Here is a 17,718-nt window from a genome sequence, read left to right on the forward strand (position 1 = left end):
AGAGACCCGGGTAACCCGCGCCTCTCATGCTGCTGTCATCATTTGTCTAGCGGTTGCGCGAACCCTGCCCCAAAGCCCGGCTCATCTGGGCTGCAATCTGACTGCGAGACCGCTGAAACCCGCCCACATCCGGTGTTGAGATATTCATCACCACCTGCACAGGCCGACCACCGCCTTCTGATCGCACACCAAGCTTGCCATCGGCACCACGCGACAAAGGCATAATCGCCTCTGGCCCCGCTTCGCCCATCAGTCCCGTGCCACCACGCATGGGAAAACTCGTGGGACCACTGATCACACCACCATTGGCAAAAGGCGTCACGCGCCCCTGGGCAAAGGACCCGCCATCGGCAAACTGAAACAACCCGTTAAACAAGCTGTTCACCCCCTGGCCAACCAAGCCGCCAAGGCGATCCGTCACTGGCTTCACCGAAACGGAATAGGCCGTGTCCAGCATGGATTTCGCAACGCCATTCAAGGCCGTCGACAGTTTATCCCCGTCAAACACCAAGCCATCAATCGCGCCCTTCAAACCACGCGACACGCCACGGCTTAAGGTCGTGACCTCTTTCGCGGTGCCACCAAGGCTATCATCCAAGCGCGACAATTCATTGCCAAAGGCCTGCGTCATGCCCGTGGTCGCCCCAAGCGCCGTTTCCAGCGTCTCAAGGCTCTGATCAAGGCCATCAACTTCGTCAAATTCCGCCATCATACTCTCCATTACTTGAGGGGCCATTCACTGTCGAAGCAGGCTCATCCGGGAAATCCGCCAGCAACTCATCCAAACGCCCACGACTGAGCGCGCGCCCTTGGCCTTCATGCCCCAACATCAACATCAACTCCGCAGGAGTCAGACGCCAGAAATCCCAAGGCTTCAACCCAGCGCCGCGCATCCCGGCCCGCATCAATGTGGTCCAGTCAAACCCCTGCTCCGACATCAGGCCCCAGCCTCATCTGGCAAAGCAAAGGCCCGCGCCAAAAGCTGCGCCGCCACCCGCGCCGCCTCAAGCGGGCCGCCTTCGATATCCGCATCAATCAGATCACCAGCCTGGCCACGCCATCCGCCACCCCGCAGGCCCGCCACAACCAGGGCCAGCACATCACGGGTGGAAAATTCGCGCGCCTCAAACCGTTCCACCAGCCCAACAAGCGTGCCGGTTTCAAGCTGCGCCTCAAGCTCTGCCAAAGCGCCCAGTGTCAGTTTCAACACCTGGCGCTCGCCATTTAAGGTCAGCGCCACTTCGCCTGTCCAAGGGTTCGCCATATCAAAGCGCCGTGAAGGTCAAAGCACCGGCCGAGGCCATCGACAACTCATAAGTCGCCTCGCCATTATGACTGCCGCTATATTCGATCGATGTCACCATAAACGCCCCCTCAATCACGCCAAAATTGGGCACGAACACCTGAAACTGCGGCGTTTCACCGTCAAAGAAAATCTGACGCGCACGTTCGTCCGTGCCTTCATCCTTGAACACACCAGACCCAGAAATCGCCGCCGATTTCACACCGGCACCGCCCAGCAGTTCACGCCAGCCCCCTTGGCTTTCCAGGCTCGTGACATCCACGGTTTCCGCATTAAAGCTGATCCGCGTGGCCCGCAGCCCCGCCACAGTTTCAAACAGCCCCGCGCCGTTCATATCCATCTTGATCAGCAGGTCTTTACCATTTTGAGCAACCATCATTCTTCTCCGGTTATTATAGGATCAATTATCTTCGACATTAGCTATCCTGGAGATTAGCTATCCTCGACACGGGCGCGGAAACGGATGTCGATCCGCCGGGTTTCCCCAACGCCAACACGTCTCGCCGTCGCTCGGTCAAATCGCATGTAAATCAGCTTGCCGCGTGCAAGGATCAGTTCAGCGTCAATCAACGCGTCCGACACCACCGCCGCCACGTCCTTCGCCGTCTGAAAACCGGCTTCATCCGTCACCACACTGACCGTGACAAAATGCAATGCTCCCGCCCCCGTCTGATCGGACCGATCGCGCACATCTTCCGGGCCAAGACTGACATAGGTCGCTGGGATCACCCCCGCAGGCACCGTGTCATAAATCGCCGTGCCCACAAGAAACGCCAAATCGCTATTCGCCGCCAGCCGCTGATAGACAGCGGATTGCAAAGCAGATGCAACACCATAACTCATGACGCGACCTCCTCTTCGGCGTGACAGGTCAGATACATTCCGCGTGTGTCCGCTTCCTTCACAGCCGTGATGCGCCAAATGCGCGCCCCATCGGTGAACCGCTGTTCAGGGCGCGGCCGCGAGGGCGCACCCTCCGGGGCACCGCGCACCAAAATATTATAGCGCACCGTGGATCTGGTCGTCAGATTGGTGGCCTTCTCACGCGCACTGGCCGCAATGACCTGCGCCCATAACGTGCCCTGCACCACCCAAGTCTGCGCCCAACCACCAGCCCCATCCGGGTTCAACACCGGGCTTTCCAAAGTCAGCTCTTTGTTCAGGATCACACTCATGTCGCACCGCCTAACGTGCGCACCGTGCGATAGCGGGCGATCAAGCCCTCGACGCTGCCCGGAAGACTGCTATCGTCCATCCCATCACGGTTTTCATACAGACGCGCTGCCAGCATAAACACCGCCTGCGCCAGATCCGCGGGCACATCACCCCAGGTGGCCCCAAAGCCCGCCTGAAACCCGATCTCAGCCTCACCCGCCGCAGGAATGGACGGCAAACGCCCCCCGGTCGTCACAAGTTGCGGGCGAAAATCATCTTCCTTCAAACGGTATCGCGATGGATCAATCACCAAGACATCCCCCACGCGGTCAACAATCTGCACGCTGATCAGCGCCGAAACCGGGGCCACCGGCAAAGCCTGGCAATCCTGCCCCCGCCAGCCGGAAATCCGCCAGATAAAATCACGCTGTAGCAACACTTTGCCCGTGCGCGTCTCAATCATCACCAAAGCGGCCCGTAACGCGCGTTCCAACACGCCATCTTGCACTGCGTCATCGGCAAACCCTGTGCCCAGACGCAGATGATCCCTGAATGCAGCCAGTGGCAGCGAAAGCGTCGGGATCGTGGTCTGCTCGATTAACATCATGAAATTTCTCCGAAAAACACTTCCCTCACAGGCCAGAACCCTGGCCTTTCTGAAATGACGCGCGCCGCCCATATCGCCCGAACGGAGGGGAGCAGCTGGAAAACATGGAAAATGCCGCGCGCGCCGTATGCCAGGGGCATTCCCCCCCGACACACATCGCAGTGATTAGCTCACTGCGAATTTCAGCAGTTTGATCGCGGCAAAATCGCTCACGTCACCGCCAACACGTTTGGTCGCATAGAACAGAACATGTGGCTTGGCAGAAAACGGATCACGCAGCACACGCAGATCAGGACGTTCCGCAACCGTATAACCGGCACCAAAATCACCAAAGGCAATCGCATGGGCGTCAGATGCGATATCAGGCATATCTTCGGCAATCAGAACTTTATAACCCAGAAGACGTGCAGGCTCACCCGCCGTCAGACCATCGGTCCAAAGGAAACGACCATCCGCATCTTTCATCTTACGCACAACGCCGGCGGTCTTGGAGTTCATCACAAAAGACGCATTCGCACGGTATTCCGCACCCAGGGCGTAAACCAGATCCAGGATAGAATTCGCCGGGTTCGCACCGTCAAAATCACCATCCGCACCAGTGGCGACATAACCAAGGTTACCCCAGGTCCAGCCCCCATCTGCAATGATTGTGTGCTGCAAGAAACCCTTCGGCTTATCCGCACCATCACCATTGATAAACGCCGCCGCTTCTGCACGAGAAAACTTATCGGCAATGCGGCCAGCCAGCCAACCTTCGATGTCAAAAGCACTGTCATCCAACAGACGCTGTGACGCTTTTGGCAGGGCCGACAATTCATGCAAAGGAATGGAAATACGATCAAACTGCGGCGAAGATGTCTCGGACGTCCCCGTCACTTCATCCGCCCAGCCCGCACCAAGTTCCGTGTGATCGACCAGCACGTCATAAGACGTCGCCTCGACGTTCACCACATTCGAAATCGAACGCAGGGACGCCGATGATTTCAACACAGACATGATCGTATCCGATGTCTGCGGATCCACCAAATAACCACCATCTGCCGCAACAGCGGTGGTCATGGATTTGCCTTCCACTTCAAGGCCGCGCATCGCGTCCTCATCCCCGGACCGCAGATAAGCGTTAAACGCTTTCTGGTGCGGAACCTCGACTTCAGCAGCGGCGGAAAGGGCGGGACGCCCGGTGATGACAGATTTACGTTCAAACATGGTCAGTTTGTCTTCCTGTTGTTGAAACTTGAAATTGATATCGTTCATGAAACCCTCGAGCGCGGTTTTCACCTCCGCAACGGGGGTCTGGGTCGTCGGATGGGAAGCAGACACACCGCCCCCATTCCGAGCCTTAAACTCGGAGTTCTCCATTCAGATTTTCCTTGTTCTGAAGGGCCTTAGCCCCAAAGGGTCAAGACCCAGAGAGATTCAGACCTCGCGCTCATCGCGGGTCAAACTCTGGCGGGCCGCTTCAATTGCCCCCGCCAGCTCACGCAGATCATGGCCTTCAGGCGTGTCACCCTTAGCCCCAATTCGCGCTTCCGGCAGCATTGGAAACGTCACAAGCGACACCTCCCAAAGCTCCAGCTCGTTCAGAAGCCTCTGGCCTCTGTTGTTCTTTGTCGCTTTCTTGGTGCGGTAACCAATCGACAAGCCGTCAATCGCCCCCGCCTCAATCAAAGCCGCCGCTTCACGGCCTTTTTCCACGTCCAACAGCAAGCGCCCCTTTACATAAAGTCCCTTGCTGTCTTCGCGAATTTCATCCCAAATCCCAATGGGTTGCGCCGGATCATGCTGCCACAGCATCTTCACGTTGCGTCCCTTTTGCGCCAATGCCGCCAGCGACACCTCATAGGCCCCCGCTTCCACCACATCGCCGCCCTGATCCGCGATCCCGAAGTAAGACGCATAGCCCTCAACGCTTGCCCCATCGACCAAGCTCACACCCGCATCCATCCGGCAGAATTTCACTTCCAAGTCCGATTTTATCTCATAAGTCATATTAAAATTCCTTACACCTGCGTTCGCACCAAAACGGCGCCGCATTACTTTGGAACAGCATCAATGATCGAACTCACGCCCTGGGCCAGGATCACCCCAACCACGCCGTAAACCGTCAACCAAAGCCGCTTATCCAGCCGCTCAATCATCACTTCAATGCGATCAAGCCTCTGGCCAAGCGCCTCAAATTGCATCTGATTGACCCGTTCATTCGCTTCAATCCGGGCACTGGCGGCGTCAAAACTATCGTAAAGAAACCGCGATCCCGTATGTTTCTCGGGTGTATCAACCATCGTCATCCGCCAGTTTAGGAAGGCCCAATAGACTGCGTTTTTCCGCATCACTCAAGAAAGACGCGCCCGCAATCCGACGCCACTGACTGTCACGTTCCCCCGCCAACGCCGCCACCTGATCCAAGTCGGGTTTCAACTCAACCTGCTCGCCCGCAATGCCCGACAGCCAATCCGAAACAGCCGCCGTCACCTTGGTCGCCAATGGCAAAACCGTCAGCCGGAAAAACGCCCGGTTCGCTTCCTGATAATTTGCATAGGTCGCATCCCCCGGAATGCCCAAAAGCATCGGCGGCACCCCAAAGGCCACGGAAATCTCACGCGCCGCCGCTTCTTTCGTCTTCTGGAACTCCATGTCAGACGGGCTAAACCCCATCGGTTTCCAATCCAAACCACCCTCAAGCAACATCGGACGCCCCGCATTCGCCGCCCCCTGATGATAGCTCGCCATATCCGATTGCAGACGTTCATACTGATCCTGGCTCAACTGCGCCTGGCCCTCGCCACCGTGATACACAAACGCCCCGGACGGCCTTGCTGCATTGTCCAACAAGCCCTTCGACCACCGGCTCGCCGCATTATGCACATCAATCGCGCTGGCCGCCGCCTGCATCGGGGACAAACCATAATGATCGTCCTGCGGGTGAAACGTCTTCACATGACAAATCGGCTGAATATCCCCGGTCATATCAAAGCGATGCTTGCGCCCGCCCACGGCATATTCATAAGCCACCGGCCAACCATCACGCCCCGGCACCACATTCATACGATCAGACCGCAAAACATGCAGTTCCGCCGGCTGCCCATCCTCATCCGGCACCACCTCAATGTACCCATTGCCCGACAACAAAAGCTGCCCATAAAGCGCCTCAAACAGCTCCGCACGGCCCTGGCCCGCGTTTGGTTTGCGCACCAAATCCAACACCGGATGCTGCTCAAACCGCCGCTCGCTGTCTTGCAAAACCAAAGGCAAAGCCGCCGCCGCCTCCGCAATCAATTTCACCGACCGAAACCCAATTGGGTTACCCGTAAACCCGGTTTTCGTCAGGCTCACCACATCGCGCGGGCTCCAGGCCACACGGCCCGACATGCCGCTCTGCATCGCAATCACCGGCCCCGCCGCCGAGGCCTTCACCTCCACTGCCGCCTGCGCTGATTTTCCTAGGAAATCAAATACCATAGAGCTCGCTCCTCATGTGTTTTCACTGACCTATCCAACGCATAACGCCCAGACATGCCTTTCAAGACCGGTCCAAAAACCGCCCCATTCATCTTGCCAAAAATACTCAAAATTCCGCGTTACAAACCGCGCACCTGTGGCCGCTTATAAGTCTGTGCGGGATCAATCATCAGATCCTGCAAGGCCCAAACCAAAGCATCCACCCGGTCCGGGCTGCCACTGCCCGCAAACCCCTGCGCGCCCATCAAACACATCTGGTCCTCAAGCGCCCCAAGCCCGCGCAAATGCCGCACGCGCCCCTGTTCGTACAGGGCCGCCACAGGTTCAGCCCGCGCCACCTTGCCGCGACTGGCCCGCACACCCGTGTAGGCGACCAAAGGGTCAATCTGGCGGATGATCGTTTCCACCATATCCCCGCCCTGATTGACCTCCGCCACCAGCCGATCCGCGCCGAATTCTCGCATCGCATCAATCGCCGCCTGGGCCCATTGCATCGGCGAACTCGCCGCCACAGTCGCATCCTTCAAAACCCATGCAGTCCAATCCTGCGGCGCAGCTTTCGTGACAACACCCGCCACGATAATCCCACATTCATCTGATCCCGCGTGTCCCGTCACCGGCGGATCCACGGCCACAACAATGCGGTCAAATTCAGGTGCTGCATCATCGCGACAGGCCTCAATCATTTCCTGACGCCACAACGCGCCCTCTGTGTCCTGCAACAACACCCCGTCCAACTCCTGACGCCCAAGCCGCGTCCCCGCATAACGCGTGCGAATTTCCTCTAGAAAACTATCCGCCAGATAGGCCCTATTCGCCTCTGTCGGCGCGTGGGTCGTCACCGTCGATGCATTCGCCATAATCGCCTTAAGCACCGGCACATTGCGCGGCGTTGTCGTCACGCATTGCCGGGGCATCTCCCCCAGCCGCAGTCCAAACTGCAACATATCCCAGCTTTCCTGCGACTTCTTCCATTTCGCCAGCTCATCCACCCAAGCCGCGTCAAACTGCGGCCCGCGTAGGTTCTCTGGTTCATGGGCCGAAAACGCTTGCGCCATCGCACCATTGGGCCAAATCAGCTGCCGTTTTCCCGCATGCCATTCCGGCATCCGGTCCGGCGGCGAACAGGCCATAATACCGCTGTCGCCAAAAATCATAACGTCACGCACCTGATCAAAGGTTTCCCCCACCAAGGCCACACGACTGGACCGCCCCGCATCCAAGGGTTTCCCCCCCTCGACCTCACGGCGCACCCATTCCGCACCGGCCCGGGTTTTTCCCGCACCACGCCCGCCAAGACACAGCCACGTGCGCCAATCCCGCCCATCTTCACATGTCGTGGGCGGCAACTGATGCGGCAAGGCCCAGAACTCAAACAAAAAAGGAAGCGCCAAAAGCGCTTCCTTAGATAGGTCATTCAGGAATGTCTCCTGCTCACGAGGCGTCGCGCAGGCAAGCCAGTCTGCGCCCGATCTCAGCTCTTGCGTCACTGAGGTCAAGCACCGTACCGGATCTACCGCTGGCGGCACCGTCAAGTTTTGCTCTGCGCTTTTCAATTTCTTGCCTTTCATGGATGAAATACCCAAGCGCCCTCATATAAGCGCCCAGATCCTTCTTCGTTTCGCTGTCCACCGGCCCCCCGCCCGCGTCCAACTGGTGCATTCGGTCCTGCAAAATCTTCTCAGCAGCCACGAATAACTCTTCCGCCGACGTCAGAACGTCCTCCGCCGACAGGTGACCTGTATCGGGTGTGATAAGTACCATATTGTTGTAAACCCGCCTCTCATACTGACCGCACGAGCAGAAACAGAAAAGCGGCGCCAAGGTTTCCCCCGTGCCGCTTACCCACTTCTTCCAGCTTGTCACAAGTTATACATAGGACCGTTCGATAAGTCAAGCGAAATACACGCATAAGCTGAGTGCGCACAGGGTAAGAAACCGTTAACAAACAGCAGTTTACCCCTTATTTTCAACGGAAATTCGTTACAAACGATACTGCCTCATACGCCAATTCATCTGCCAATGCGCACCATCTTCACCGAACCTAAATTCATCCGTCACCAAGGTTGTGCCATCACGACTTGCGCCAAATTCCGCATATAGGTCCGGGTAAATTCGGGCGGCAACCCCAATTCTGTCATCCTCGTCCCCCTGGTAGGCAAAGCAGCGCCGTTCATGGCATTCCACAGATTGCGAACAGTCGGCACCCTTCCGTCACGAAAGATCGGATCAAGCGCGGCTTCCAGCCCCCGCGCCATGTCATTGCGTGCCCTGCGTCGCTCATCGGGCCTGCTGTCGTCATTTTCCATCGCACGCACGCCAAAACCAAAGAAAGGCGATCGTCGATAAGGCACGATCGGCGTCACGGCCTCAAGGTCAGTAATCGTCGCTGAGCCGGACGCCCAAACACCGCCACCAAAGTTACTCGCCAGCTGCCCACCGTTTTGCACATAGACTTGTGTCCGACGCTGGTGGCCGGTCACAAAAACGAACTCCAAACGCGGTTCATCACCCCAAAAATCTTCTGAATCAATCACACGAAGGCTGTATTCAATCTGTATAGCATCAATCATTTTCCAAACCTTTCACTTGTTAAAATCACATAACCAAACCACATGGCCAATATCGCCACATGAAAACCATACATTAAAATCAAGATATTATCCAATACCCTCTAAAAACAGAAAAACCGCAGATCGCTTTCACGCTCTGCGGCTATATTGTTTTTCCAGGCCTGAACTAAGGCCAGATCAGATCAGTTATCTGAGGTCGCAAACCTTACTCAGAGGCCCGTTGCGCTTCAATCTCACGCCATTTCGCGACATTGGCGTTATGTTCTTGCAAGGTCCGCCCAAAGGCGTGCCCCCCCGTGCCGTCCGCCACAAAGAAGATGAAATCCGTGTTGTCCGGGTTCAATGCCGCCTCAATCGCCGCCGTGCCTGGATTGGCAATTGGCGTTGGTGGCAGCGCATCAATCACATAGGTGTTCCACGGCGTGGGACGGCGCAATTCAGATTGACGCAAGCCACGTCCAAGCGCCCCCTGGCCCTTGGTGATGCCATAAATCACCGTCGGATCCGTTTGCAAACGGATGCCCTGGTTCAGACGGTTCACAAAGACACTGGCCACCTGTGCACGTTCAGAACTTACACCGGTTTCTTTCTCAATGATCGACGCCATGATCAGTGCTTCTTCAGGATTGGCATAAGGCAGCCCATCCGCGCGGTTTTCCCAAGCCGCCGCCAAGATCTCAGATTGCCGATCAGCCATCTGCGCCAGCAAATCATTGCGATCCATGCCGACCTGCACATCTTCCCCCAAAGGCGCAAGCGTGCCCTCTGCGGGGGTCTCTGCCACTTCTCCGGTTAGGAAATCCGCACGTTTCAAAGCATCCACGATCTGCCAAGAGGTAATCCCCTCAGCCATGGTGATCCGATAGCGCACAGATGTATCTTCACGGGTTTCCGTATAGACCTCAGGCACCGCATCTTCCGCCGGATTAAAGCTTGCGACCTCAACATAGCGACTGGTTTCTGGGTCAAGTTCATTGACCTCAAGCTTTGCACGCAAAATGCCGATACGATAGTTGATCTCCGTACCACAGGTCGAACGCCCATTGCCGGTCACAACACCGTTGATATCCGCCATAGACGCGCCAGCAGGCACCAGAAAGCTACCCGCCTTCAACAAATGCGAACGGCCCGCATATTGCGTACCCGTTTTGAACAACGCCCGCGAAGAAACCGCATTCAGCGTCTCAAGCGTATCAGCAACATCGCCCATATCAGAACCACCCTCAACGCGCAGACAAATCGCCTGAGCAAGGGGGCCAGGGGCTGTATATTGCTGTTTGCCCCAGGCCACGACGCCAACACCCGCAAAGGTCATCACACCGATCAGGGTCAGCGCATTGGCCGCAATGTGACGTGCGAACATCAGTCCCGCACCTTGCCAACAACCAATGACGCATTCGTGCCGCCAAATCCGAATGAATTGGACAATGCGACGTTGATCTCACGTTTCACCGGTTTCAATGGCGCAAGATCCAACGGGCTATCGACCGCTGGGTTTTCCAAGTTCAACGTGGGCGGTGCCACCTGATCGCGGATTGCAAGGATACAGAAGATCGCTTCAACCGCGCCAGCCGCGCCCAAAAGGTGACCAATCGCAGATTTCGTGGAAGACATCGTCGCAGTATTCGCAGCATCCCCCATCAAACGTTCCACAGCGCCCAATTCAATCGTATCGGCCATTGTGGAAGTGCCGTGTGCGTTGATGTAATCAATGTCACCCGGTGCAACACCCGCACGTTTCAACGCAGCCGCCATGGACCGGAAGCCACCATCGCCATCAGAAGACGGCGCTGTGATGTGATAGGCGTCACCTGACAGACCATAACCAAGAACCTCAGCATAGATCTTCGCACCACGGGCTTTCGCGTGCTCATATTCTTCCAGCACAACAACGCCAGCACCCTCGCCCATGACAAACCCGTCACGATCCCCATCATAGGGACGGCTTGCGGCCTTCGGGTCATCCGCACGTTTGGTGGACAAGGCTTTACACGCGTTAAAACCCGCGATCCCAATCTCAGAGATCGGGCTTTCAGCCCCACCAGCAATCATCACATCCGCATCGTCAAGCATGATCAAACGGGCCGCATCACCGATGGCATGCGCACCTGTGGAACAGGCCGTCACAACCGCATGGTTCGGGCCTTTGAAACCATAGCGAATGCCAACCTGGCCCGAGATCAAGTTGATCAGCGCAGAAGGAATAAAGAACGGGCTCACGCGACGTGGGCCTTTTTCTTTCAGCAAGATCGCAGTCTCAGCAATCGACGTCAGGCCACCAATGCCAGACCCGATCATCACACCGGTGCGCAAACAGCCTTCTTCGTCGCCGCTTTCCTTAGGATCCCAGCCCGCGTCTTTCACAGCCTGATCGGCAGCCGCCACACCGTAAAGGATGAAATCATCGACTTTACGCTGTTCTTTTGGCTCCATGTAAGCATCCGGGTTGAACGTACCATCAGACCCGTCACCGCGCGGAATTTCACATGCATATTTCGTGGTCACACGTTCCGCATCAAAGCGCGTGATTGGGCCAGCTCCAGACTGACTGTCCAGGATCCGCTCCCATGTGGTTTCAACACCATCCCCAAGTGGGGTAACCATTCCAAGACCTGTGATAACTACCCGACGCATGGCTCTGCCCTTTTCATTGTCGTTTCCTCGCAGGTACATACCGTGCTAGCCCCCAATTGGGCAAGGCCCCGCATAGAAAACCCGCGACTTACAGGCAGGTTTTCGCATTTTTGCCTCAAAACCCACACGCCCAAAGCCCCCCCAAAACGAAAACGACCGCCACATTGCGTGACGGCCGGCAGATCAATCTGTCCAACTAGGATCAGATAAATTGTGCGGTTGGCTCAGTCTGTGGCATCGTCGCCGCGAATGCGTCTTTAAGGTCGATGGTTTTGCGAAACAATGCCCGCCCAACAACAGCGCCCTGAATATTACCAACATAATTAAGCCGCGACAGGTCATCCACATTGCGCACCATACCGCTGGCAATCACCGGGGTCTTTGTCTCGCTCGACAGCGCTGTAAGCAATCCAAGCGAGGCTTCGGTATCAGAGACGTCCGACGCGATGTCTGTCAGCTGGATCGCGGCAAAAGGCGTGCCTTCATAGGCTTTGATGAAACTGCTTGGCTCAAGTCCCGATTTGGTTTTCCAACCTTCCGTCATGACCCGATCTTCCCAGACATCAACCGCGAGAACAACCTGGTCTGGAAACGCCATGGCCAGCGATTTAACCAATTCCGGATCCTGCGTCGCCAAAGTTCCGATCACAACGCGGCCCGCGCCTTTTTCAATCCAACGTTCCACCTGTTCTTGGGTGCGTATGCCGCCGGCCACCTGAACATTACCGCCAGAGGTGCTTATGATTTCCTCCACGATGCCCGCATTCTGGTCATCCCCAACGATAGCATCAAAATCCGTCACCTGAAGCCACTCAGCCCCAGAGGCGACAAATTCCTTGGCCTTCTCGACCGGATCAACATGCCAAATCATGGGTTGATCCAAATCACCTCTGGTTAAGCTGACACAATGGCCGTTCTGAAGTTCAATCGTTGGATAAAGGATCATGGGCAGTACCTATCTGTTGTTCATCTATGGAACCACAGTATCACAAAAAACACGCATGGCGGTACTATTATAAATTCGCATACCTGCGCTGTTCTTAAGATCATATTAACCACGCCAGGATACCCACCCCGGCGCGTCAGTTAGAGAATGCGCCCCAGTTCAGCACAAAAACAAAAACGGCGCCCCATTAGGACGCCGTTTTCAAATTCTATAAAGGCGGTAAAGCTTAGGAAGCTTCAGTGATGAATTTCACTGCGTCGCCGAAAGATTGGATGGTTTCTGCAGCGTCATCCGGAATCTCGATGCCGAATTCTTCTTCGAAAGCCATAACCAGCTCAACTGTGTCCAGGCTGTCTGCGCCCAGGTCGTCGATGAAAGAAGCATTTTCAACAACTTTTTCTGCTTCAACACCAAGGTGCTCAACAACGATCTTTTTTACACGATCTGCGACGTCGCTCATAGTATTTCCTCACTTAAGTGCGGGGATTATCCCCGTTTCTCTCTGTTTGGCCCGGCGCCTTATAGGTTTTGCTTAACACAACACCCGACACGGCTAACCCGTGTCCCGGTAAAATCTGCGTGGCCTATAGCACATCAAATGCATAAGGCAAACGCTTTCGCAAGCCCCAGGTTGTGGGGCATTGCATTACAACATGGCCATACCACCGTTCACATGCAAGGTCGAACCTGTGACATATGCGGCTTCCGGGCTTGCAAGATAAAGCACAGCGGCTGCAATTTCCTCGGGGTTGCCCATACGTGCGGCTGGGATTTGCACGTTAATTTTTTCTTTCTGATCATCGGTCAGTTTCTCGGTCATCGGTGTCGCAATGAACCCAGGCGCCACGGCATTCGCAGTGATTCCCCGGCTGGCGACTTCATAAGCAATGGACTTAGTCATCCCAACCATGCCCGCTTTTGAGGCGGCATAGTTGACTTGGCCCGGGTTGCCCGTCGCCCCGACGATGGAACTGATATTGATGATCCGGCCCCAACGCGCTTTCATCATCGGGCGCATCACACCGCGACACAGACGCATGGTGGAGGTCAGGTTCACGTCAATCACAGATTGCCATTCGTCGTCAGACATCCGCATGAACAGCTGATCACGTGTGATGCCTGCATTATTCACAAGGATATCAACCGACCCCATAGCCGCAGCCGCAGCTTTTGGCAGGGCATCAACAGCCTCTGCATCAGATAGGTTACATGGCAAAACATGCGCACGTTCCCCCAGTTCCGCAGCCAAAGCCTCAAGCGGCTCAACACGTGTACCAGATAGGCCCACGGTCGCACCCGCAGCGTGAAGCGCCTTGGCAATAGAGCCACCGATGCCACCCGATGCACCGGTGATCAATGCGCATTTCCCTGTTAGATCAAACATCTAAACTTCCCTCTTCATTCATGTTTTGCGTCGTTTTCTTTGAAAGAAAACGGTCCGGGATCTTTCAAAGATCCCGTTTAACGTTTCATTCAGTTGCAGCAGTTACCGCTTTCACATCATCCGCAGTCCCAACCGCCTTACAGGCAATGGAACGTTCAATCCGGCGGATCATCCCAGACAGGGCTTTACCCGCCCCGATTTCCCAAATCTCGGTCACACCTTCTGCCGCCATATTGGCCACGCTTTCGCGCCACCGTACGGATCCGGTCACTTGTTCAACCAGCAAGCTGCGAATGGTGGTCGGATCAGAAATTGCCGCCGCACGCACGTTTGCAAACAAAGGCACCGCTGGGCGATTGATTTCCACATGTGACAAAGCATCTGCCATCACTTCGGCAGCGGGCTGCATCAAAGCGCAATGAAACGGGGCTGACACAGGCAATAATACCGCCCGCTTCGCCCCTTTGGCTTTTGCAATCTCAATCGCGCGCTCAACCGCTTCTTTGTGACCAGAAACCACAACCTGGCCCGGATCATTGTCATTGGCAGCCTGGCACACTTGATCGTGGGACGCTTCTAGCGCGACCTCAGTCGCAGTTTCAAAGTCAAGGCCCAGCAAAGCGGCCATCGCGCCAACACCCACAGGCACGGCCTTTTGCATTGCCGCCCCACGCGTGCGCAACAAGCATGCTGTATCAGCGACCGAGATCGCACCGGATGCCGCCAAAGCGGAATATTCACCAAGGGAATGCCCCGCCACAAAGCTTGCATCCGTGATCAAAACACCTTCGGTTTCAAGCGCGCGCATGGCGGCCAAAGATGTCGCCATCAATGCGGGTTGCGCGTTTTGCGTCAGGGTCAATGTCGCCGCATCGCCTTCCCAGATCAGATCAGACAATTTTTCGCCAAGGGCCTCATCGACCTCGTCAAACACAGCTTTCGCCGCCGGATAGGCTTCAGCCAAAGCTTTTCCCATCCCAATAGCCTGAGCACCCTGCCCCGGAAATACAAATGCACGCATATTACGCCCCTCAATCAGTTTAGTTAACCGCTGAATACCCTGCCCAGCTCGCTGTCGCAATGGTTTAGCGCGACAAGCCGCGTCAGGATGGACAATCGGACGCTTTAGGCATCATCTGCGGCCAAAAAGGGACCATTTCTTTTTGGCCTCGCCCTCAAAACGGCAGCCATGGCTTTCAAAAAATGAACGCACCTCAGGTGTCAGCATCCCGCGCCCGCTGGCGTATTGCGGCAGATCAAAGCCGCCACCATAGTTCAGCTCAATAACCACGGGGCCATCTTCAGTGATCGCAATGTCGGTGGATTGATAGCGAATGGGGGCAAAAATTTGCGCCGCCCGCGCGTTGATCTCGCGCAAATCATCCCAATGAGGCAGCTTCAGCCCCATCAAACCAGCATGTTCCGGGTGATCGTCGTGAAAGGTCACCTCATAACGGCCCCGTTCCGTGACTGTGCGGATTTCACCGGTATCAACATCAACCTCACTGGCCAGATTGCCCGGCCGCCAAAAGGCATCTGCAATATTCTCACCTTGAGGAAGCTTGATCACAGCCAACGGGCAATACACCCCATCATCCTGCACCAAATTCACCATACGCACTGTCGCCAATGCCCCTGCATAGGGCGCAAGGGCAGAATGATTGGTCAAACTGTGTTGCAAAATATAGGTATTTTCACCAACAAAATCAGCCAGAAAACTATCATACGTCATCGGCGCATGCCCAGCACATGTCAAATGGGTTGCATCAGCGGTTTCAATGCGAAATGCACCAAAGCTCACCATGCCATCAACGATTTTTCCGAAAATCCCCTGTGCCAGATTGGCCAAAACCAGATCCCGCAACTGATCCGCTGTCCCGATCTGCGTCACCCCAGGATAGATACGAGGAGACACATCAATAACCCCCAGAATTTCAGGTGTTGGAACCTCTCCGGCAGACAACAACATCGTTGCCAAGGCCTTATCCTCGGCCATCCCCGTCCAACCATGCGTGTTACATTTATGGGTCAAACCCCAATGCAAATCGTTTGAAACATAGGCCGCGCGCTGCACATCCGTGAATTTGTCATGCCGAAACAGCCCCGTCCGCACATATTCTACCATGTTCAAACGACTGTGGGAGTTGGCCAAGGCCTTGAAATCGCGCTAGACCTGCAACACAGAACGCCCGGATTCCTTAGCGGCGTAGACCAGTAAATCTTTATGATCGCTGTCACGGGCCGACAAATAGCTTTGTTGATCCAGATCGGAAGCAGAGGCTGAGGGTTGATTGTCCATAATTTATTCCAGTTCTTCCCATATGACAGGCATACAGCGGGATTGTTTTCATATTCGGCACAAAGTTAACGATGAAATATGTTGGAATTTGGGCGTTTCAGACCTTTCGCGAACCACCTTAAGAAACACCCCTGATCACGCAAATGTGCACAGCAACTGCGCATGCGGTGGTCTTGCCTAGAAAGCCCATACAGGCCATGCTGTCCTTACTCAGTCAGGAGCTGCATAATGTCTGCCAAACACAACACCCCAACCCGTTTCGGGTCCGTCGCCAAATTCTTCCACTGGAGCGTCGCCCTGACGATCATCGCCTTGATCCCATTGGGTATTATTGCTGACGGCATGGCCTATGACACCTCAGAACTTTTGGCACGCAAGGCATTCCTGTTTCAGATCCACAAAACACTGGGTGTGTTTGTGTTTTTCCTAGCACTTGCCCGTATCTTCTGGGCCCTGACCCAACCAAAACCAGTCTCACTGCATCCTGAACGCAAACTGGAAAGCTTCGTCGCGGAACTCATCCATTGGCTTCTTTATGGATCCCTGGTTCTGGTGCCCCTCACCGGCTGGATCCATCACGCCGCCACCACAGGGTTTGCACCGATCTTCTGGCCCTTTGGCCAAGACCTGCCCTTTGTCGAGAAATCAGAATTCACCGCACATCTGTTTGGCGCGCTGCATAAAACCTTTGAGCGCGTGCTTGGTCTTGTCCCGCTTACGTTCCGGTCTCTGAACTCATTTATGCGGCCTTTCGCTCAAAAGCCAAGGGACTTTTCCCGCCAAGCGATGAGTGGCGACGGCGCGGGTTATAGAACCCGTTGATATACTGGAAGATCGCGCCTTCAGCCTGACGGCGTGTGTCCCAACGGTTGCGCCAAATCAGCTCAGCCTTAATGGATTTGAAGAACGTCTCGACCATAGAATTATCATAACAATTTCCCTTGCCGCTCATCGAGACCTTGAAACCGTGCTTGGACAAGCGCTTCTGATACTCATTTGAGCAATATTGTGAACCACGATCCGTATGGTGAATGCAATCCTCCGGTGGTTGGCGCAAAGCAACGGCCATATCTAACGCCCGGATTGCCAGATCCTTCTTCATGCGGTTACTGATAGCCCATCCGATGACGCGGCGAGAATACAGGTCAAGGATGACGGCAAGATACAGCCAACCTTCGCTGGTCCAAATGTAGCTGATGTCGCCAGCCCATTTCTGATTGGGGCCAGTCGCTGAGAAATCTTGATCCAACAGATTTGGTGCAATGTTGAACGTGTGGTTGCTGTCCGTTGTCGCCTTGTATTTCTGGGTTCTGATGATCTTGATGCCATTCTCGCCCATCAGACGTCCGACCCTGCGA

General features: G+C 55.4%; 24 protein-coding genes. 1 reads left to right on the top strand and 23 read right to left on the bottom strand.

Features of this window, described 5'->3' with window-relative positions; all coding sequences use genetic code 11:
- Positions 1–46: 46 nt before the first annotated feature.
- The 22 genes from RJ38_RS12395 to RJ38_RS19400 all read right to left on the bottom strand — a co-directional run bounded on the left by RJ38_RS12395 (position 47) and on the right by RJ38_RS19400 (position 16,360).
- A complete protein-coding gene (locus RJ38_RS12395) occupies positions 47–709 on the bottom strand; it encodes a phage tail tape measure protein (protein WP_039019185.1) in 663 nt (220 codons plus the stop codon).
- On the bottom strand, positions 696–938 hold the full coding sequence (locus tag RJ38_RS12400) for a rcc01693 family protein (protein WP_039019186.1): 243 nt from the start codon (positions 936–938) through the stop codon (positions 696–698). Before RJ38_RS12400 ends, RJ38_RS12395 begins: the two co-directional genes overlap by 14 nt.
- Positions 938–1,264 (bottom strand): gene transfer agent family protein, encoded by a 327-nt coding sequence (locus RJ38_RS12405; protein ID WP_039019187.1) that lies wholly within the window; start codon positions 1,262–1,264, stop codon positions 938–940. The genes RJ38_RS12400 and RJ38_RS12405 overlap by 1 nt, the downstream gene beginning before the upstream one ends.
- A 1-nt stretch (position 1,265) precedes the next feature.
- On the bottom strand, positions 1,266–1,679 hold the full coding sequence (locus tag RJ38_RS12410) for a phage major tail protein, TP901-1 family (RefSeq protein WP_039019188.1): 414 nt from the start codon (positions 1,677–1,679) through the stop codon (positions 1,266–1,268).
- Positions 1,680–1,735: 56 nt separating this feature from the next.
- Positions 1,736–2,146 (bottom strand): DUF3168 domain-containing protein, encoded by a 411-nt coding sequence (locus RJ38_RS12415; protein ID WP_039019189.1) that lies wholly within the window; start codon positions 2,144–2,146, stop codon positions 1,736–1,738.
- Complete coding sequence (locus tag RJ38_RS12420; protein WP_039019190.1) at positions 2,143–2,478, bottom strand: head-tail adaptor protein; 336 nt, start codon at positions 2,476–2,478, stop codon at positions 2,143–2,145. The genes RJ38_RS12415 and RJ38_RS12420 overlap by 4 nt, the downstream gene beginning before the upstream one ends.
- Positions 2,475–3,065 carry a head-tail connector protein gene (locus tag RJ38_RS12425; protein ID WP_039019191.1) on the bottom strand — a complete coding sequence of 197 codons (591 nt, stop codon included), beginning with the start codon at positions 3,063–3,065 and terminating at the stop codon, positions 2,475–2,477. Before RJ38_RS12425 ends, RJ38_RS12420 begins: the two co-directional genes overlap by 4 nt.
- Positions 3,066–3,230: 165 nt before the next feature.
- On the bottom strand, positions 3,231–4,424 hold the full coding sequence (locus RJ38_RS12430) for a phage major capsid protein (RefSeq protein ID WP_039019192.1): 1,194 nt from the start codon (positions 4,422–4,424) through the stop codon (positions 3,231–3,233).
- Between the two features lie 57 nt (positions 4,425–4,481).
- Positions 4,482–5,054, bottom strand: coding sequence for an HK97 family phage prohead protease (locus RJ38_RS12435; protein ID WP_039019193.1), 573 nt, complete (start codon positions 5,052–5,054; stop codon positions 4,482–4,484).
- 44 nt (positions 5,055–5,098) lie between these two features.
- Entirely contained in the window at positions 5,099–5,347 is a 249-nt protein-coding gene (locus tag RJ38_RS12440) for a GTA head formation protein, RCAP_rcc01685 family (RefSeq protein ID WP_039019224.1), read from the bottom strand.
- A complete protein-coding gene (locus RJ38_RS12445; RefSeq protein ID WP_039019194.1) occupies positions 5,340–6,524 on the bottom strand; it encodes a phage portal protein in 1,185 nt (394 codons plus the stop codon). Before RJ38_RS12445 ends, RJ38_RS12440 begins: the two co-directional genes overlap by 8 nt.
- 119 nt (positions 6,525–6,643) lie before the next feature.
- Positions 6,644–8,002, bottom strand: coding sequence for a DNA-packaging protein (locus RJ38_RS12450; RefSeq protein ID WP_082005732.1), 1,359 nt, complete (start codon positions 8,000–8,002; stop codon positions 6,644–6,646).
- A complete protein-coding gene (locus tag RJ38_RS19265) occupies positions 7,959–8,288 on the bottom strand; it encodes a hypothetical protein (protein WP_052245366.1) in 330 nt (109 codons plus the stop codon). The genes RJ38_RS12450 and RJ38_RS19265 overlap by 44 nt, the downstream gene beginning before the upstream one ends.
- 293 nt (positions 8,289–8,581) lie before the next feature.
- A complete protein-coding gene (locus RJ38_RS12460; protein WP_039019196.1) occupies positions 8,582–9,097 on the bottom strand; it encodes a hypothetical protein in 516 nt (171 codons plus the stop codon).
- A gap of 205 nt (positions 9,098–9,302) precedes the next feature.
- Positions 9,303–10,460, bottom strand: coding sequence for an endolytic transglycosylase MltG (mltG, locus tag RJ38_RS12465; RefSeq protein WP_039019197.1), 1,158 nt, complete (start codon positions 10,458–10,460; stop codon positions 9,303–9,305).
- Positions 10,460–11,731, bottom strand: a complete 1,272-nt coding sequence (fabF, locus tag RJ38_RS12470) for a beta-ketoacyl-ACP synthase II (protein ID WP_039019198.1) — start codon at positions 11,729–11,731, stop codon at positions 10,460–10,462. The genes mltG and fabF overlap by 1 nt, the downstream gene beginning before the upstream one ends.
- Before the next feature lie 202 nt (positions 11,732–11,933).
- Positions 11,934–12,677: a 1-(5-phosphoribosyl)-5-[(5-phosphoribosylamino)methylideneamino]imidazole-4-carboxamide isomerase gene (locus RJ38_RS12475; protein WP_039019199.1), complete on the bottom strand. Its 744-nt coding sequence runs from the start codon at positions 12,675–12,677 to the stop codon at positions 11,934–11,936.
- 226 nt (positions 12,678–12,903) lie between these two features.
- Positions 12,904–13,137 (bottom strand): acyl carrier protein, encoded by a 234-nt coding sequence (locus RJ38_RS12480; protein WP_039019200.1) that lies wholly within the window; start codon positions 13,135–13,137, stop codon positions 12,904–12,906.
- A gap of 186 nt (positions 13,138–13,323) precedes the next feature.
- Positions 13,324–14,061, bottom strand: coding sequence for a 3-oxoacyl-[acyl-carrier-protein] reductase (gene fabG, locus RJ38_RS12485; RefSeq protein WP_039019201.1), 738 nt, complete (start codon positions 14,059–14,061; stop codon positions 13,324–13,326).
- A gap of 85 nt (positions 14,062–14,146) precedes the next feature.
- Positions 14,147–15,082 (bottom strand): ACP S-malonyltransferase, encoded by a 936-nt coding sequence (fabD, locus tag RJ38_RS12490; protein ID WP_039019202.1) that lies wholly within the window; start codon positions 15,080–15,082, stop codon positions 14,147–14,149.
- A gap of 111 nt (positions 15,083–15,193) precedes the next feature.
- Positions 15,194–16,186, bottom strand: a complete 993-nt coding sequence (locus RJ38_RS12495) for a sugar-transfer associated ATP-grasp domain-containing protein (RefSeq protein WP_039019203.1) — start codon at positions 16,184–16,186, stop codon at positions 15,194–15,196.
- A 42-nt stretch (positions 16,187–16,228) separates the two neighbouring features.
- A complete protein-coding gene (locus tag RJ38_RS19400; RefSeq protein WP_272945945.1) occupies positions 16,229–16,360 on the bottom strand; it encodes a hypothetical protein in 132 nt (43 codons plus the stop codon).
- A gap of 228 nt (positions 16,361–16,588) precedes the next feature.
- Here RJ38_RS19400 and RJ38_RS12500 point away from each other — a divergent pair, with 228 nt between their 5' ends.
- The gene (locus tag RJ38_RS12500; protein WP_052245367.1) at positions 16,589–17,182 is read left to right on the top strand and encodes a cytochrome b/b6 domain-containing protein; all 594 of its coding nucleotides are present in this window, start codon (positions 16,589–16,591) and stop codon (positions 17,180–17,182) included.
- On the opposite strand, the gene RJ38_RS12505 is transcribed toward RJ38_RS12500, so the two are convergent.
- Positions 17,100–17,718, bottom strand: a 619-nt coding sequence (locus tag RJ38_RS12505; protein WP_039017055.1) for an IS3 family transposase, incomplete at its 5' end; no start/stop codon positions are given. The genes RJ38_RS12500 and RJ38_RS12505 overlap by 83 nt on opposite strands.

Source organism: Halocynthiibacter namhaensis, assembly GCF_000812685.1.
Lineage (GTDB): Bacteria > Pseudomonadota > Alphaproteobacteria > Rhodobacterales > Rhodobacteraceae > Halocynthiibacter > Halocynthiibacter namhaensis.

Coding starts and splice junctions, on each gene's coding strand:
- RJ38_RS12395 (WP_039019185.1), bottom strand. CDS start 709: ATGGCGGAATTTGACGAAGTTGATGGCCTTGATCAGAGCCTTGAGACG.
- RJ38_RS12400 (WP_039019186.1), bottom strand. CDS start 938: ATGTCGGAGCAGGGGTTTGACTGGACCACATTGATGCGGGCCGGGATG.
- RJ38_RS12405 (WP_039019187.1), bottom strand. CDS start 1,264: ATGGCGAACCCTTGGACAGGCGAAGTGGCGCTGACCTTAAATGGCGAG.
- RJ38_RS12410 (WP_039019188.1), bottom strand. CDS start 1,679: ATGGTTGCTCAAAATGGTAAAGACCTGCTGATCAAGATGGATATGAAC.
- RJ38_RS12415 (WP_039019189.1), bottom strand. CDS start 2,146: ATGAGTTATGGTGTTGCATCTGCTTTGCAATCCGCTGTCTATCAGCGG.
- RJ38_RS12420 (WP_039019190.1), bottom strand. CDS start 2,478: ATGAGTGTGATCCTGAACAAAGAGCTGACTTTGGAAAGCCCGGTGTTG.
- RJ38_RS12425 (WP_039019191.1), bottom strand. CDS start 3,065: ATGATGTTAATCGAGCAGACCACGATCCCGACGCTTTCGCTGCCACTG.
- RJ38_RS12430 (WP_039019192.1), bottom strand. CDS start 4,424: ATGGAGAACTCCGAGTTTAAGGCTCGGAATGGGGGCGGTGTGTCTGCT.
- RJ38_RS12435 (WP_039019193.1), bottom strand. CDS start 5,054: ATGACTTATGAGATAAAATCGGACTTGGAAGTGAAATTCTGCCGGATG.
- RJ38_RS12440 (WP_039019224.1), bottom strand. CDS start 5,347: ATGGTTGATACACCCGAGAAACATACGGGATCGCGGTTTCTTTACGAT.
- RJ38_RS12445 (WP_039019194.1), bottom strand. CDS start 6,524: ATGGTATTTGATTTCCTAGGAAAATCAGCGCAGGCGGCAGTGGAGGTG.
- RJ38_RS19265 (WP_052245366.1), bottom strand. CDS start 8,288: ATGGTACTTATCACACCCGATACAGGTCACCTGTCGGCGGAGGACGTT.
- RJ38_RS12460 (WP_039019196.1), bottom strand. CDS start 9,097: ATGATTGATGCTATACAGATTGAATACAGCCTTCGTGTGATTGATTCA.
- mltG (WP_039019197.1), bottom strand. CDS start 10,460: ATGTTCGCACGTCACATTGCGGCCAATGCGCTGACCCTGATCGGTGTG.
- fabF (WP_039019198.1), bottom strand. CDS start 11,731: ATGCGTCGGGTAGTTATCACAGGTCTTGGAATGGTTACCCCACTTGGG.
- RJ38_RS12475 (WP_039019199.1), bottom strand. CDS start 12,677: ATGATCCTTTATCCAACGATTGAACTTCAGAACGGCCATTGTGTCAGC.
- RJ38_RS12480 (WP_039019200.1), bottom strand. CDS start 13,137: ATGAGCGACGTCGCAGATCGTGTAAAAAAGATCGTTGTTGAGCACCTT.
- fabG (WP_039019201.1), bottom strand. CDS start 14,061: ATGTTTGATCTAACAGGGAAATGCGCATTGATCACCGGTGCATCGGGT.
- fabD (WP_039019202.1), bottom strand. CDS start 15,082: ATGCGTGCATTTGTATTTCCGGGGCAGGGTGCTCAGGCTATTGGGATG.
- RJ38_RS12495 (WP_039019203.1), bottom strand. CDS start 16,186: ATGGTAGAATATGTGCGGACGGGGCTGTTTCGGCATGACAAATTCACG.
- RJ38_RS19400 (WP_272945945.1), bottom strand. CDS start 16,360: ATGGACAATCAACCCTCAGCCTCTGCTTCCGATCTGGATCAACAAAGC.
- RJ38_RS12500 (WP_052245367.1), top strand. CDS start 16,589: ATGTCTGCCAAACACAACACCCCAACCCGTTTCGGGTCCGTCGCCAAA.